The following is a 15,840-nucleotide window of genomic DNA, read 5'->3' as shown; positions in this document are numbered from 1 at the left end:
AGTCAACACAATTTACGGCAATGTAGAGAATTGCTACAGAACGATATAAATGATAACTCAAAACAACAGATATGCGACAACTTCGGGGTAACGCTTCTTTCGTTAGTCCCCCTTTTTCGTTTATGCTTCGACTAATTGCTCAAGTCATTCTGAGAAAGGAGCGGAATTTAACGATGAGAAACAAACGATTAGGGACACAGCTTATTCGGGATTCGAAGCGGCATTATCAGTTGTATATGCTAATTTTTCCGATGATTTTGTTTTATCTCGTATTTATATACGCGCCAATGTACGGCATCATTATTGCATTTAAACATTTTTCGATTGTCAAAGGAATCTAGAAGTAAAGGTGTTAGATAAATATCCGATGATGGTATTGCTAAAGCAGTAGATTCATAGAATCGATTCCTTAGGGTTATCAAGACTTAAAACGTAAAAAGTCAAAAAAATAAAGGGTGATACATATTAGTCATAAAATAAAGTCACGATGTTTATAGAAAAGATACGATATTTAAAATAAAATCGTGATGTTTGTAAAAAAGTTGCGAAGCTATATCCCCCGCAGGCAATTATATGATCTAAGTTGCTTTTTTTATAAACATGTAGTAGACTGCTTAGTATTATTATGAAGTATGAAAGGAGGCAAAAAGTAATGGAAACTGTATTTTCAAATGTAGTGTTACAACAAGAAGTGAAATCATATTTGCTACTTGGGGGGTTGCTTGTAACGGGACTAGTCTGTCCTTTTACAGGAAAACTTCATATGGGAAACAGTGATCGGAAGCTTTTTGCATCCTTATTTTAGCAAAGTATACTGAGATGATTTTATAAACTTTGATTAAGGAACTATGTAACTACTAGGCGCCGGCTCTGTTTGGCGTCATTTTGTTTTCTAACACAAAATGTATAGTATAATCTCAGATATTTATAGATTATTATGTAACCTTTAGGCGCCGATGTAATCGGCGTCTTTTTGTGTTTTAAAGGAGAAAGTTGAGATGAACATTTATTTGTGGATTCCTGGTTAACGGAATACGCTAGAAATAAAAAAATATTAAGAAATTGAGAATAAAAAAATTATTAAGAAAGGGTGACAGACATGTTATTGCAATTAAATGATATTAGTAAAAGCTATGCAGGAGAACTTGTACTTTCAAATATATCAATGAAAATTGAATCAGGTGACCGGATTGGTCTTATTGGAGTGAACGGCGCTGGAAAATCAACCTTATTAAAGATTATTGCTGGGGATATCCCTTACGATAATGGCGAGATTTATATTGGAAAAGAATCAAAAATTGGTTATTTGCGTCAAAACAGTGGACTACAAATGGATAATACAATTTGGAATGAAATGTTGAGTGTCTTTGTTGATCTTCTCCAGGTAGAAAAAGAACTTCGAGCGTTAGAAAAGATAATGGGTGAACCTTCTTTAATGACTGATAACGAGACATATGTAAAAACGATGAATCGTTACGCAACAAAATCTGACTGGTTTATGGAACACGGCGGTTACGAAATTGAAGCAAAAATTCGTGGTGTTCTTCAAGGGATTGGATTCGGTAATATTTCCCATAATATACCCATTCATAAGTTAAGTGGAGGTCAAAAAACAAGACTTGCTTTAGCTAAAATACTATTGCAACAGCCAGATTTGCTTATCTTGGATGAGCCGACAAATCATTTGGATCTTGCTACTTTAGCTTGGTTAGAAAGTTATTTACGCTCATATCCTGGTACTATCCTTGTCGTTTCACATGATCGTTACTTTTTGGACTCGCTTGTAACCATTATTTATGAAATTGAGCGAACAGAAGCACAACGATATGTAGGCAACTATTCGAAATATGTTGAGAACAAAGAGAAAAACCGTGAAATTTTATCTAAGAAATATTCCATACAGCAAGAACAAATTGCTAAGATGGAAGATTACATTCAACGGAACATTACCATGGCAACGTCGTCTAAAAGTGCAAAAAACAAACGAAAGCAGCTTGAAAGAATCGAACGTATAGATAAACCTCTCAAAGACTTAAAACGTGAAAAGATGTCGTTTTCAATAGAAGAAATGTCTCATAAAGAGGTGTTACAAGTTCGAGATATTGATATCTATGTCGAAGTAGATCTGAACGAAAGCCTCTATTAAAGAATATTAGTTTCCAACTACTACGAGGTGAGAAAGTAGCATTAATTGGTTCCAATGGTGTTGGAAAGTCAACACTATTTAAGACGTTAATCGATGATTATAAACCAGATAGTGGCGTAATAACTTGGGGGAATGGGGTTACTATTGGTTACTACGATCAAGAGCAATCTACTTTACATCCAAATAACATAATATTAGATGAGGTATGGAGTATGTTTCCTCATATTGAAGAGGCTAGAATTCGTACTATACTAGGAAACTTTTTGTTTACTGGCGAAGATGTGTTTAAGAAAATATCTTCCCTTAGTGGTGGTGAAAAAGCACGTGTTGCACTATCCAAACTCATGTTACAAGAAGCCAATGTCCTCATTATAGATGAGCCGACAAATCATTTAGATTTGTTCAGTAAAGAGATGTTGGAATCAGCACTCATGAATTACGAGGGTACATTGTTATTTATTTCTCACGACCGTTATTTTCTTAATAAGTTAGCTAACAAAATGTTAGAACTCACTCCAACAGGAGCTAATTTATATAACGGTAACTATGATGATTATATTGAGGCTAAGTCACAAAAAGGCAGAAAAACAGTAAGCAGTTTGTAGAGAGTAAAGTAATGAACTATTAAGTAAGAACGGAGGTAAAGTGATGGAGGCTATTTTCGTAAACGTAGAATTAGAAAAAGATACAAAGTCATATATGCTACTTGGAGATTTGCTTGTAACGGGACCAGTCTGCCCTTTTTTAAGTAAATTTCATATCGAAAATAGCTACCGGAAGCTTTGGGTATTCTCCTTTTAGAATTTATAAATCGCTAAATGGTTATATGAATTTTAATCAAATACTCTGTAAGTACTAGGCACCGGTTTTATCCGGTGCCTTTTTGTTTTTTTAAAAGGAAATGTCTTTTCTGAAGTGAGACTTTTGACCAGAACATCATTGAAATCAGGCTACTAAAATTAGAAATCATGGGATCTTAGTAGACCAATAATTGGAGGAAAATAAAAATGAAGTTTATGAATAAGAAGACCAAATACGAAAGGATACAACAATTTTTAACAGATATAGGACAACCAAACTATAGGTTCAAACAAATTACAAATGCTATATTTAAGCAGCGTATTAATGCATTTGAGCAAATGACTGCATTACCAAAAAATGTACGGGACGAATTGAAAAAGGAATTTGGAGAAAATGTCCTGAGTATCAAGCCGGTATTTGAACAATCATCCCAACAAGTTAGAAAAGTTCTTTTTGAAATATCTGGTAATAATCGGGTGGAATCAGTAGGAATGAAATATCGAGCAGGATGGGAATCATTTTGTATTTCCTCGCAATGTGGATGTGGACTTGGTTGTCAGTTTTGTGCTACTGGAGCAATTGGACTAAAACGAAACCTTACTGCTGACGAGATAACAGACCAACTTTTATATTTTTACTTGAATGGTCATTCACTTGATAGTATTGCTTTTATGGGGATGGGCGAAGCACTTGCAAATCAACAGGTATTCGGTGCATTAAAAATACTCACTGATTCTAGCTTGTTCGGCTTAAGCCCCCGAAGAATCACAGTCTCTACAGTCGGTATTATACCTAATATCAAAAAAATGACAAGCGATTTTCCACAGGTCAATCTCACTTTCTCTTTACATTCGCCGTTTAATGAGCAACGGAGTAACTTGATGCCTATAAATGATAAGTTTCCTCTTGATGAAGTATTGACAACGCTAGATGAGCATATTCAAGTAACAGGCAGAAAAGTGTACATCGCTTATATTATGTTACGTGGAGTAAATGATTCTATTGATCATGCGATGGCCGTAGCTAAATTACTTCAAAATCGAGGTCAATGGGGACACTTGTATCATGTAAACCTTATACGGTACAATCCAACCGTTGATGCTCCTGAGCACTATGAGGAAACGGATGAAGAAAAAGTTCAAATGTTTTATAAAGAACTTCAATCGGCAGGCATTCATGTCACGATTAGAAGTCAATTTGGTATAGATATAGATGCGGCTTGTGGTCAATTGTACGGTCAATATCAAACGAAGAAGAACTTGTAAAATTAAACAGGAAGTACGTTGCGATTCTCAATTTCAAAGGATTCCTAATGAAATTGAGGAACATCATTGAGAAAATGATTAAACTTTTTATGAAAATAGTTGAACTGGGGTATTGTCCGCTAGTCGCCGATGATTAGTGAACTTTGTATTGAAACGATTAAAGTGAGTAATAAAAGCTATTTTTTATAAGAAAAAATAGAATTTGGAAATGTGGCGATTGAGAAAATAATATTTTCTTGATCGCACTTTCCTATTTCTGGTGGTACTATATAGAAAAGAGAAGGTGCTAATTAAAGGGGATAGCTGATGACTAGAAAACGGATGAGTGAATTTACACGTAGACTAGCACTATATTGTTTAGCAATATTAGCACTAACCGCTTGTACTTCTGTAGAAACGTATAGCAATCAGGAACAACTAGAAAAGATAAGTATATATAGCTTTGACCGACAAGATTATCAATTGCATGATGATCGAGTGCTTCAATATATGGAGCAACAAATTAAGTTAGATATTGAAATTAATACTGGTGTTTGGGATGATTCACAAATAGATGTGCTTATTGCAGCTGGCGATTATCCTGATGTTATTACCATTGTAGATAGTGATAATTATGGTAGAATGAACAAATGGATTCGTGATGGAAAGCTTGTCCCACTTACAGAAGAACTGACGAAAGGGTTGCCTTATTTACAGCAAGTATTAGCGGATAAGAGACTATCTGATTTGAAGATTAACGGAAATTTTTATGGTTTACCGATACAAGATGAACTACCAATGAACAGTCCAGGGCAACATGTGCTGATCATTCGTCAAGATTGGTTGAAAGCGCTTCACTTAGATAATCCAGAAACATTAGCGGAGCTAGAGCAGGTTTTAATTGCTTTCAAAAAAGGCGATCCCGATGGTAATCAGCTTCATGATTCGTATGGGATTATTGCTAATGGACTCACCTCGATCGTTAAACAACTAATGGGGGCGTGGGGAATTCCGGTAGATGCTCGTAGTACGGGGTTTTTGCAAGTTGGCGATCACTATGAATATTGGGCCATTCAACCGGAAGTGAAGGAAGCGTTAGCTTATGTGAAAAAGTTATACGATCAAAAGTTAATTCATCCAGATACGTTGTCGGCAAGTTCTAATGTACAGATTAGACCTCGCTTTATTGAAGGGCGTACGGGAGTAATGATAGATAATCCTAATTTTGAAGAGTTAATTAAAAAAGAGGAGCAGTTACAGCGCAGCATTCGACAAGCGGAACTGGCGATTTTGGCGGCTCCCGCCGGACCGACTGGTAAGCGTGGCTATAGTGTTGGTTCCGGATATTGGGGATATACCGTTATTACAGATCGAGCAAAGAACCCTCGTGCCGCTGCCGAATTACTTAATTATTTGTTGTCAGAAGAAGGGGAGCAGTTAACGTTGTACGGTGTTCCGGATGTCCATTATAAAGAGGTGGATGGGAAAAAACAATTAATTTTAGAAGAAAGAGGCAAAGATATTGGGTTTCATTCTGCTACAGCAGGCGCTCCGCATGAACTAAATTGGGGCATTGTCAGTTGGTCACGAATGACGGAGGAGCCATATTTGCAACTAAGAGATCAGTCGATCCCCCACTTTTCAGCAAAAGTAAATGAAAACTTGGAGCAGCTAACAAAACATTTAGTCTATTCGGCTGCCTATCATATTACTACTCCAGAGTGGATCGCTTTCAAAACGAATTCGGAGCAGTTATACGATGAGTATTTCAACAAAATTATTCGTGGGCAATTGGGGGTAGACAGTGGATTTGCGGAATTTTTGGAAAAGTGGAAAAGTTCTGGTGGTGAACAAGCCATGCAAGAGATGAGCGATGCGATTGGAGCTAATCAATAATGTCGTGCAAAGGTGGAATAGACAAATGGGTACTCTTCAACAATGGTTTTATCAACGATTCATCCGTAGTAGACTACCAATTTATTTTGCTATTGTCGTTCTACTTGTTATTGTTTTGCTTATCGTACCGCTTTACTTTACGTTTTCTAACAATTTGCGAATGCAGCTCGTTGGTATTAATGCTTCATTACTTTCACAAATTGAAAATCAATTGGATACGATGTTCAAAGAGATGGATCGTTCTTCTATTAAAATTTTAGAAGATAAAGAAGTAAAACAATTTATATTTTTGCTGAAAAACGATCTCTATGCATCCGAAGAAGAATATCAAACGGCACTGAAAAAAATGTATGACAAGTTAGCTAGTGAAGAAAAAATACACGGTAATTTGATTACGATGTCGTTATATATTCCAGATGCACAGCAAGTAGTAATGAGTAAATTTACAAAATTACTTGCCGATTATGAAGATAGACAATTAGTGGAGGAAATAATGGCAAGTGATTTGCCGAGTAGTGGTTGGCTAGGAAAACGATTAACAGAATCCCATTATATAAGTGGTTATCCGACAGAACAAGAAGTGTTTAGTTTTTATCGCCATTTGACCAACGATGGAAATGTGAACGATGCGATGCTACTTATTAATATTAGATTGGATCGATTGAGCAGTTTGTTTAACAATTTGGAGAGTGAATATCCGCTTGCTATTACGATAGCTGATGAGCAAAAACAACTAATTTATACACAAGCGAAGGACATGGATATTAACACTTATTTGGAACAGGATCATCCAGAACGGCACTATTTTATTTCCAAAGTACAGTCGCGTTATAATCTGTGGGAATATGGAGTGATCGTACCGCGGAAATGGCTGTTTGCACCAATGCAGTTTATTACGAATGTAACGTTGCTATTAACGATTGTTGTGATTTTATTTGGTATCTTTGTTTCTATGTATTTGACGAAACGTTTTTATCGACCATTCGATGTTATGCTAGCACGTTTGAATGAAAAGCTGCCTACAGAGCAACAACAAGATACACAAGGGGATCAATTGCAATACGCGTTTAGTTGGATGATGGAATATACGGAGCAGTACGGAAAAATTATGCAAGAAAACTATGCTGTTATTAAAAATAAAGGCTTGCTCGATATTGTGAAAGGAAATAAGTATGTCAGTCAAGAATATATAAAACTTCGACTTGATCTCACAGCAGAAATATTTCAAGTGGTGAGTTGTCACTGTGATGAACTAAACGAGTTAACGGAGCATGACAAGGGGCTACTCGTATTTGCAGCAGTTAATATTGCAGAAGAGACGGTAGCTTATGAAGGCTATCAATTTGAATCGGTTTTTGTGAATGAAATATCGTTCGCCCTCGTATTTAGTGGCAGTTATGGCTATCCAGAGCCCAACCGCTTTTATGAATTAATGGACGTTTTACGGCAACAGTTGAAGCTATATTTGAAATATAATTGGACCATTGGTGTCGGTAATCGTTATGCTACCTTTCAGCAAATTGCAACGTCTTATCGGGAATCTCAGACAGCGTTACATTACCGCATCGTGAGTGGTAATGGCAGTTTAATCCGTTTTAGTGAATTGCAATTATTTAACGAATTATCTTTGTTGGAAGATGAATGGATTGGTCTAAAGGATTCGATTGTGCAACATATTCGAGCGCATGATGAACAAAAAGCAGCTGCTGCTATCCGCCTTTTTGGAGAATGGATTAGTAAACATGCCTATCTGGATGAGTGTTTGAATCGCATTTACTATTATTACTACTCGGTTTTTATGGAGTTAGAGGCGATTATATTTGATTTGAATTTAAACAGAGAAACGATTATTGCTCAAGAGTTTTATGCAACAAGTATGACCAACCAATCATTAACGATGATGGAGTTAGAACAATTACTACTTACTAGTGCAGCAGAACTCATTCAATCATTATCATCGCAAAAACAAAAAACGAAGTCAGCATTTATGGAAGCCATTATTACGTATATGGAAACTGAATATGCAGCACAACATTTAAGCTTGGAAAGTGTAGCAGAGCAGTTTAATATGAATCCATCTTACTTTGGGCAAATGATTAAAAAAGAAACGAATAAAACGTTTTTGCAATATTTGAGTAACGTACGGATTACAAAGGCGAAAGAATTGCTAGACAACCATCATCTAAAAATTCATGAGGTAGCGGAGGCGACAGGCTATGGTAATCGGTCTACATTCATCCGGGTATTCAAAGCACAAGTCGGCATCACGCCTACAGAATATCGTAATCGGTTTATAACTGGAGCCTCGGGAAGCGAAGGATAACCAAATTTTAATCGTAGCAAGTATAGAGAGCATGATGATGTTAACTCCATCGCCATGCTCTCTATTTTGGATTAAGATTTATAAAATACTTTTTCAATATTATATTTCGCTTTGAACTTATTAATCATATACGTTTCATAAATTTCACGATCTACAGGGTCTTCAATTTCATAAACTTCAATTTTTTTTACTTCATTTCGATGGTTTTTCATGACAGAAACGGAGTCCTCAAAATGTTTTTTTATTCGAGGTCTAAGCTTACGAGCTTTTCCTACAAAAAGCAGTTCATCTTTGTCATTGTAAAAAGCAAAGAAACCGCCTTTTTCTCTTGTAATCAAATGAAATGCTGTAAAGCCATAAATATGGCTTTCTTCGGGATTACTTTCTTTTGTAATTGTCACATTAGGTTCTGGTATCGTTATGTTTATCATCGATTATTCACGTCCTCTTTTCATATAAGATTAAAGCTTATCATAACTATGCTGTAATGTTAAGGACAAAGTCGGAAATGATCGTAGATGATGCAGACATAGTTATTGCTTTTTTAATAAGTTATTATAAAAGTACTCTTATGAAATTTTTTTCATGTAATATTATTTATGCTATAATCCTTTGTAATGAATTTGGATAGGTTAGTACCGCCAACCAAAATGAAGGATTTTTTTGTGGGAACATAGATAAACAGAATATTGGTAAAATGAAGGTAAGATTTTATAACGAGAGGGTATGAGTGAAAGTTGACAGATAATTTTTGGCGTGATTTGCCCAAACCATTTTTTGTGCTGGCACCGATGGAAGGTGTGACGGATGTTGTTTTTCGTCATGTGGTGAGTCAAGCAGGTAGGCCGGATGTTTATTTTACAGAGTTTACAAATACGGAGAGCTATTGTCATCCAGATGGGCTGAAAAGCGTGCGTGGACGATTGCTGTTTACAGAAGATGAGCAGCCAATGGTGGCACATATATGGGGAGATAAACCGGAATATTTTAGACAAACGAGTTTAGGTATGAAAGAGATGGGATTCAAAGGTATAGATATTAATATGGGCTGTCCTGTTCCTAATGTGGCATCGAGAGGGAAGGGGAGTGGATTGATTCTTTACCCTGCTGTGGCAGCAGAAATTATTCAAGCAGCAAAAGCGGGCGGATTGCCGGTAAGTGTAAAAACAAGGCTGGGTTATACAGCAATTAATGAGTGGCGAGAATGGCTAACACATCTATTGAAACAGGATATTGCGAACCTATCCATTCATTTACGTACTAGAGAAGAAATGAGTCGAGTGGATGCACATTGGGAGTTAATTCCAGAAATTAAACAATTGCGTGATCAAATAGCACCCGACACACTACTCACTATTAATGGCGATATTCCTGACCGAGCAACAGGTCTAAAACTAGCAGAGCAATACGGTATAGATGGTATTATGATTGGACGTGGCGTATTTAATAATGTGTTTGCTTTTGAAAATGAACCCAAAGAACACAGTCCTATTGAATATATGGAGCTATTAAAATTACACCTTGATCTTCATGATCAATATATCGAAGAGTTGCCACGTGCTATGTCAGGGCTTCATCGTTTTTTCAAAATATATGTTAAAGGATTTCGCGGGGCAGCTGAGCTTCGACATCAATTGATGAGCACCAAGTCAACGAATGAAGTGCGGGCATTGCTCAATCACTTTGACTTAAATGAAGCAATGAGTATGGAGCAGAAAGATGCTTAAATAGAAAATGTGTGAGGATTTGAGATCAGAAGTTTTTTGCAGTTAGTTCAACAATAAATATAATTTTAGACGAGCGAAGTAGACGAATGCACACAGAAGAAGCTTTATTAATATACTGGTTAAAACTGTAATGGAGTGTTGTGTGTATGTATAATTTTGCCCTAAATCATTATTACAGAAATTGGACTACAGCGAGTGTCGAGCTAAATAGAAACTTAAGAGCGTTGTGGGAACAGCATGTGTTTTGGACGAGGCTTACAGTAAACAGTATTGTCGACGGTCTCGCAGATGTAAAGCCAACAACAGAACGACTGTTGCGCAATCCTGATGATTTTGCTGCTGCTCTAGCACCTATTTATGGACCGGTTATAGCATCGGAATTTGCGAAATTGCTAACAGAACATCTTACTATTGCCGCAGAGCTAGTTACTAACTTAAAAGCTGGAAACACTCAAGCTGCTCAAAATGCTACAAAACGTTGGTATGCAAATGCTGACCAGATTGCCGTTTTTCTTAGTAAAATAAATCCATATTGGTCTGTAGAACAGTGGCGACATATGTTATATGAGCATCTGGGACTTCTTACTGAGGAAGTTACCAGTCGCATTGCACAGGATTATACACGAAATGTTGCGTTAGCCGATCCAATTCAAGCGCAGGCGTTGGGGATGGCAGATGTTATGACAAGTGGAATCGTACAACAGTTCCCGATGCAATTTTGATTGTTAATGGTAAATGGGATGCAAACGTATGTAAAAACAGCGTACATATAGCATATATACGCTGTTTAGTAATGGTGTTTAGCTTTGAGAGGGTAGTTAGAAAACCCCACCCTCTTACACCAAGCTAATTGCCTGTAAACAGATTAAAAATAAGATTTAGTTCGCTTCATATCTGTCACTAAGTCTGGATTATCTTGCTTTATTAATTCAAAAAGTGCTGCTCCCTTGCTAGAATCTGCTATCAACACGTTTAGTTCTTGCTCCGTAATGCCGACGAGTTGAACGAAATCAGTTCTTCCATAAACGGTGTCTAGCGTGTTCGCTTCTGTATCCCGTATACAAAAGAGTGCTGTAATGCTCGATTCTGTGCCAGTATGAATGGATGTGCCGTTGCCAGAAATATACTGGAAAGGTTCTAGATATCTTTCTTGTGTATTTGTATATCTTGCAAGATTAGATAACATATCTAGCACCCACATGCAGTTTTCATTATCTTCTTCTTTTAATTTGAAAGTCATTTCATATCCCCAGCGATTCCACTCGCCACCAAATGCTTTTTCGTCCGCATATAATTCTGTCATACCAAAAGTAACGATATGCTTATAGCCCTTTTCGGAAGTGTAGATGGAATAACCATCCAAATATTGATCGCCGCCAAACATAGCACGTGATAGCATATTAGTGCCGTAATGTGCTGGTTGTATCTCTCCGTATATACGTACAAACTCTGTTTCGATTGCTTCCCAGCCTGGGCTAAATTGTTCATCTTGCATTCTTTGTTTGAATTCTTCTAAACTCATTTGAGTCATTTGGTTATTCTCCTTCACTGCTAAATTGAAAAATCAAAGGTTTCTTTTTTAAATAATATGGTTCATTCAAATCACGTCTGTTGATACGTTTGATCTTGATGGTTGTGTCCTTCATGATGCCGTTAAATAATTAATAATTACGATTCATGAGTTAAAGTAACACAAATTTTTGCATAATATGTAATAGACTTTGAAGAAAATATTATATAAATGACGTACGAGAATCTAATTTCTGAGATTTTTTAGTAGTCAACTTTTTTTCAACTGCAAGAACGATAGGGTACAAGCCAACACAAATTAGTACAATATAAATGGAGTTTTCAAATGAACTACGAAATGTTTCTATATACTGTAATATTTGAGTATAGCAAGCTCTCTCTACTCCTTACTTATCTAAATAATGAAATTCAGAACTTTAATGTTGCACAGAAATGTTTAAAATATGATCAAGAATTAAAAGATATTTTTGAGAGGCGTTTGCATTAATTCCAATAAAACGTTAACCAAATCTCTTATTTTTTCATAGATTAGCATATGTTCGATGTTTTTGTGAGATTAATAGCTTTAATTATTTTTTATAGGACTAGCTAGTTTTTTGAAATAAGCTCACAAGAGCGTTGGCAGTTTCTGAGAAAAAGAGAGTAAAGGTGTGGGTTGAGATGACGGTTAATATTTTACCTTTTGAAGGCGTGTATAATTTTCGGGACATGGGTGGTTATAAGACAAAAGATTGTCGCACCGTAAAGTATGGACGTTTATATCGTTCGGCTGAATTAACGGGTATGACGATAGCAGATCGGCGATTATTTAAAACGCTGGGTATTAAAACTATATTTGATTATCGGAGTGATGATGAAGCAGCTTCCAAGCCTGATCCATGCTTTTCAGGGGTAACTAATATTCGCATACCTGCTATGACTGGAGTATCCATGGATTTAGGTGAACTTATTTTATCAGGGGAATTTGAAAATATTACTCCCGAAATATTTGCAGAAATGTATGTAGAGATGGCATTTAATAATCCATCTTTTAAAAAGTTAATGGAGTTATTTGCAGATGGCAATAATGCTGGTCTTCTTCATCATTGCACTGCTGGTAGGGATAGAACGGGAATTGGTTCCGCTTTTATTTATCTAGCATTGGGTGTATGTAGAGAAACAATAATAGAAGATTATCTTATTTCGAATATCACGTTAGAACCGATGTTTGAACAATGGAGAGAACAATTAGAAGGGATACTTCCAGAGGAAAAAATAGAAAATTTGCTGGACGTACTCAGATTAAGACCAATGTATTTAAACGCTATATTTAATGTTATTGATGAAGTGTATTGTAGTACGGCAGCATTTCTGGAAGAAGAGTTTGGTTTGACACAAGCAAAATTAGAACAAATACGACAGTTTTATTTGGAATAATTAATTGTATAAAGGTATATTAAAAGTGATATTTAAGTGAATGTGCTAAAGCTTTAAGCGTCAAGCATCGTCAGTATTACTCTTTTGAATGAGAATAAAAATTTAGTAAGTATTATTTTGTAGGTATGTATATACTAAGGATATACATACTAGAAGGGATGAGGTATAATTGAGTCATCAGAACAACGATAAGGAAGTGATGTTGATGACGACAGCTACGCTTAGTAAATGGGGAAATAGCAATGCGATACGTATTCCCAATCAGATTCTTAAACGTCTCAATTTATCTGAGGGATCAGAAATTGAAATTATAGTAACAACAGAAAATGAACTGTTACTTCGACCATTATCACCATCAACAGATACTCAAAAAGAGTTGCGAGCTCATTTAAACCACTTGTTATCTCAAGTAAAACCAGATATAAGACATGAGGAAGTAGATTTGGGGATAGAAGGAGACGAACTCATTTGAGCATTCCAAGTCGCGGAAGTTTAGTTTGGCTAGATTTTGATCCACAAGCTGGTAATGAGCAGATGGGGCATCGTCCTGCTATTGTTTTGTCTGATTTTAACTTTAATAGTATAACTGGCTTTGCAGTTGTTTGTCCGATTACCAAACAAGTGAAAGACTATCCATTCGAAGTTCCACTTCCAGATGGTCTGCCATTTACGGGTGTTGTCCTTACAAATCAATTTAAAAGTTTGGATGTGAAAACTAGGAAACTTAAAATCGTAGGGCACGTTATGGAAGAAAGTGAGTTTATGTTTACTATACTTCACAATGTACGCTCGATATTAGCTTGATTCAAAGATAAAAGACAATATGATTCGCACGCACTTATAGATGAAACAAAAACCATCCATCTCCAAACTATTATTTGGGAATGGATGGTTTTTATAGTAACTCACTTCTAAACTTTATTTTAATTATTTATGAATTGAATGCACGCAACATCCATACATGTTTTTCAAGTGACGTATGAATAGCTAGTAACATGTCCGCTGTTATTTCGTCATCTGCTTCATTAGCAGTAGCCATCGCAGCTTTTAGTTCCCCGATCACTGTTGTGAAGTCGGCAATCAATTGATCAACCATTTCAGATGCATTTTCTTCGTTGCTCGCTTCTTTGATGCTGGATTGTGCTAAGTAATCACTCATTCTGCCAAGTGGTTGTCCATTAATAGCTAGCAATCGTTCTGCGATTTCGTCTACATGTAGTGCAGCTTCTTCGTATAGTTGTTGGAATTTTTCATGCAATGTAAAGAACTGAGAACCTTTTACGTACCAGTGGTAGTTGTGTAGTTTAATGTACAATAAGCTCCAATTTGCGATTTGTTTGTTCAGTTCATTGTGTAGTGTCATTACAATCTTCCTTCCTATATGCTTGTTATTGAATAGTATAACCTGATGTTACAAAACTATGAGGTTGTTTACTGAAAAACAAACAATTTGTATTTATTACTTGTTTATAATTATTACAAATAAAAAGGGTTTTGTCAATCCATGTTACAAAATGTTCACTTTATTGTACATATTGTTTAATATTTTTGGATGTCATGAGCATGGATATTGGTTAAGTTTTTTTATCTAACCTTATTATGGTAAGCTATTACATAATCATTCATTACAATTTTAGATGTTGTTTTAAATAGGAGGCGAAGTAAGTGACAAATGTAGCACCATTACAATTATCCATTCTTGATTTGGCAACGATGTTTAATGAAGAGTCGGCAACAGAAACGTTGCAAAATAGTACGGAATTAGCGCAGTTAGCGGATCGGTTAGGATATACGAGGTATTGGTTTGCTGAGCATCATAATGCCAAATATCAGATGAGTACATCTCCAGATTTGTTAGGCGCGCATGTCGCTGCATTGACGAAACATATTCGGATTGGTTCTGGCGGGATTATGTTACCGAATCATAGTCCACTCAAAGTTGCCGAAAATTTTTCATTGTTGGAAGCGTTACACCCAGGACGAATTGATCTTGGTATAGGTCGAGCACCTGGTACGGATGGTGTTACTGCTTTAGCGTTACGACGTTCGAGAGAAGCAGTGACTACATATGATTTTCCAGAGCAGTTTGCGGAATTATTAGGTTATTTTCATCGCAATTTTCCTCAAGAACATCCTTTTCAAGCGATTAGTGCTTCGCCAGATTCATCACTTGTACCGGATATGTATATGCTTGGTTCGAGTAATGGTGGTATGCAGTTTGCAGCAGAATATGGTTTAGGTTTTGCTTTTGCTGCTCATATAAGTCCACATTTAGCTGTACCTATGCTGCGACAATATCGAGAACAATTCCAGCCTTCCGCTGCATTTCCACAGCCTAAAAGTATATTGGCGATTATTGTCATTGCTGCCGATACAGATGAACAAGCTGCTTATCTTGCAGAACCAGGCATATTGCAGTGGACAAGATGGGGAACGGGTAACTTTAAGCCATCTCCACCAACGTTAGATGAGGCGAATGCACATGTGTATACACAACAAGAAAAGATGGTGCGTGCTGAAAATTTAGAACGATTTGTTATTGGTAGTGTAGAAACGGTCAAAAAGAAATTAACGGAGCTTGCTAGTCAAGCGATGGTAGATGAAATTATGATTTTGAATATGATTACAGATAAATATAGTAGACATCGTTCTTTTCGATTGCTCGCAGAAGCGTTTGAATTGCCGCAACGAGATAGTTAATGAACGATTTGTTTGAGCAATGGATGTCATGAATAGGAAGAAGTCGAGGGGGAGTAA

At 36.3% G+C, this 15,840-nt stretch carries 14 protein-coding genes and 1 pseudogene; 12 read left to right on the top strand and 3 right to left on the bottom strand.

Features of this window, described 5'->3' with window-relative positions; translation table 11 throughout:
* Nucleotides 1-173 precede the first annotated feature (173 nt).
* The 6 genes and pseudogenes from ACFSTH_RS09765 (at nucleotide 174) to ACFSTH_RS09740 (ending at nucleotide 8,410) form a co-directional block, all read left to right on the top strand.
* A complete protein-coding gene (locus tag ACFSTH_RS09765) occupies nucleotides 174-341 on the top strand; it encodes a hypothetical protein (RefSeq protein WP_377770418.1) in 168 nt (55 codons plus the stop codon).
* 311 nt (nucleotides 342-652) lie between these two features.
* On the top strand, nucleotides 653-805 hold the full coding sequence (locus ACFSTH_RS09760) for a hypothetical protein (protein ID WP_377770420.1): 153 nt from the start codon (nucleotides 653-655) through the stop codon (nucleotides 803-805).
* 294 nt (nucleotides 806-1,099) lie between these two features.
* Nucleotides 1,100-2,721: pseudogene (locus ACFSTH_RS09755) on the top strand (ABC-F family ATP-binding cassette domain-containing protein); the annotation flags it as partial.
* Nucleotides 2,722-3,162: 441 nt separating this feature from the next.
* Complete coding sequence (locus tag ACFSTH_RS09750; protein ID WP_377770515.1) at nucleotides 3,163-4,212, top strand: Cfr family 23S rRNA (adenine(2503)-C(8))-methyltransferase; 1,050 nt, start codon at nucleotides 3,163-3,165, stop codon at nucleotides 4,210-4,212.
* A gap of 306 nt (nucleotides 4,213-4,518) precedes the next feature.
* Nucleotides 4,519-6,087, top strand: a complete 1,569-nt coding sequence (locus ACFSTH_RS09745) for an extracellular solute-binding protein (protein WP_377770422.1) — start codon at nucleotides 4,519-4,521, stop codon at nucleotides 6,085-6,087.
* A gap of 25 nt (nucleotides 6,088-6,112) precedes the next feature.
* Nucleotides 6,113-8,410 carry a helix-turn-helix domain-containing protein gene (locus ACFSTH_RS09740; protein WP_377770425.1) on the top strand — a complete coding sequence of 766 codons (2,298 nt, stop codon included), beginning with the start codon at nucleotides 6,113-6,115 and terminating at the stop codon, nucleotides 8,408-8,410.
* A gap of 71 nt (nucleotides 8,411-8,481) precedes the next feature.
* Here ACFSTH_RS09740 and ACFSTH_RS09735 read toward each other — a convergent pair whose 3' ends face one another.
* Nucleotides 8,482-8,841: a nucleotide excision repair endonuclease gene (locus ACFSTH_RS09735; protein WP_377770427.1), complete on the bottom strand. Its 360-nt coding sequence runs from the start codon at nucleotides 8,839-8,841 to the stop codon at nucleotides 8,482-8,484.
* A 306-nt stretch (nucleotides 8,842-9,147) separates the two neighbouring features.
* On the opposite strand from ACFSTH_RS09735, the gene ACFSTH_RS09730 reads away from it, so the two are divergent.
* Nucleotides 9,148-10,137, top strand: coding sequence for a tRNA dihydrouridine synthase (locus tag ACFSTH_RS09730; RefSeq protein WP_377770429.1), 990 nt, complete (start codon nucleotides 9,148-9,150; stop codon nucleotides 10,135-10,137).
* Between the two features lie 146 nt (nucleotides 10,138-10,283).
* Nucleotides 10,284-10,859, top strand: coding sequence for an acetylglutamate kinase (locus ACFSTH_RS09725; protein ID WP_377770431.1), 576 nt, complete (start codon nucleotides 10,284-10,286; stop codon nucleotides 10,857-10,859).
* Nucleotides 10,860-11,002: 143 nt separating this feature from the next.
* On the opposite strand, the gene ACFSTH_RS09720 is transcribed toward ACFSTH_RS09725, so the two are convergent.
* Nucleotides 11,003-11,668: a suppressor of fused domain protein gene (locus tag ACFSTH_RS09720; protein WP_377770433.1), complete on the bottom strand. Its 666-nt coding sequence runs from the start codon at nucleotides 11,666-11,668 to the stop codon at nucleotides 11,003-11,005.
* Between the two features lie 659 nt (nucleotides 11,669-12,327).
* Between ACFSTH_RS09720 and ACFSTH_RS09715 the strand changes: the two genes are divergently transcribed.
* The 3 genes from ACFSTH_RS09715 to ACFSTH_RS09705 all read left to right on the top strand — a co-directional run bounded on the left by ACFSTH_RS09715 (nucleotide 12,328) and on the right by ACFSTH_RS09705 (nucleotide 13,887).
* Nucleotides 12,328-13,083, top strand: a complete 756-nt coding sequence (locus tag ACFSTH_RS09715) for a tyrosine-protein phosphatase (RefSeq protein ID WP_377770435.1) — start codon at nucleotides 12,328-12,330, stop codon at nucleotides 13,081-13,083.
* Nucleotides 13,084-13,252: 169 nt separating this feature from the next.
* Nucleotides 13,253-13,555, top strand: a complete 303-nt coding sequence (locus ACFSTH_RS09710; RefSeq protein WP_377770437.1) for an AbrB/MazE/SpoVT family DNA-binding domain-containing protein — start codon at nucleotides 13,253-13,255, stop codon at nucleotides 13,553-13,555.
* Nucleotides 13,552-13,887, top strand: a complete 336-nt coding sequence (locus ACFSTH_RS09705) for a type II toxin-antitoxin system PemK/MazF family toxin (protein ID WP_377770439.1) — start codon at nucleotides 13,552-13,554, stop codon at nucleotides 13,885-13,887. Before ACFSTH_RS09710 ends, ACFSTH_RS09705 begins: the two co-directional genes overlap by 4 nt.
* A 127-nt stretch (nucleotides 13,888-14,014) precedes the next feature.
* Here the strand turns inward: ACFSTH_RS09705 and ACFSTH_RS09700 are convergent, their stop codons facing one another.
* Entirely contained in the window at nucleotides 14,015-14,446 is a 432-nt protein-coding gene (locus ACFSTH_RS09700; RefSeq protein WP_377770441.1) for a Dps family protein, read from the bottom strand.
* A 302-nt stretch (nucleotides 14,447-14,748) separates the two neighbouring features.
* Between ACFSTH_RS09700 and ACFSTH_RS09695 the strand changes: the two genes are divergently transcribed.
* Nucleotides 14,749-15,783, top strand: a complete 1,035-nt coding sequence (locus ACFSTH_RS09695) for an LLM class flavin-dependent oxidoreductase (RefSeq protein WP_377770443.1) — start codon at nucleotides 14,749-14,751, stop codon at nucleotides 15,781-15,783.
* Nucleotides 15,784-15,840 lie beyond the last annotated feature (57 nt).

Origin of the sequence: Paenibacillus yanchengensis (assembly GCF_042684845.1) — a bacterium.
Lineage (GTDB): Bacteria > Bacillota > Bacilli > Paenibacillales > Paenibacillaceae > Pristimantibacillus > Pristimantibacillus yanchengensis.
The sequence above is the reverse complement of the archived record's forward strand: the minus strand, read 5'-3'. Positions and strand labels throughout refer to the sequence as shown.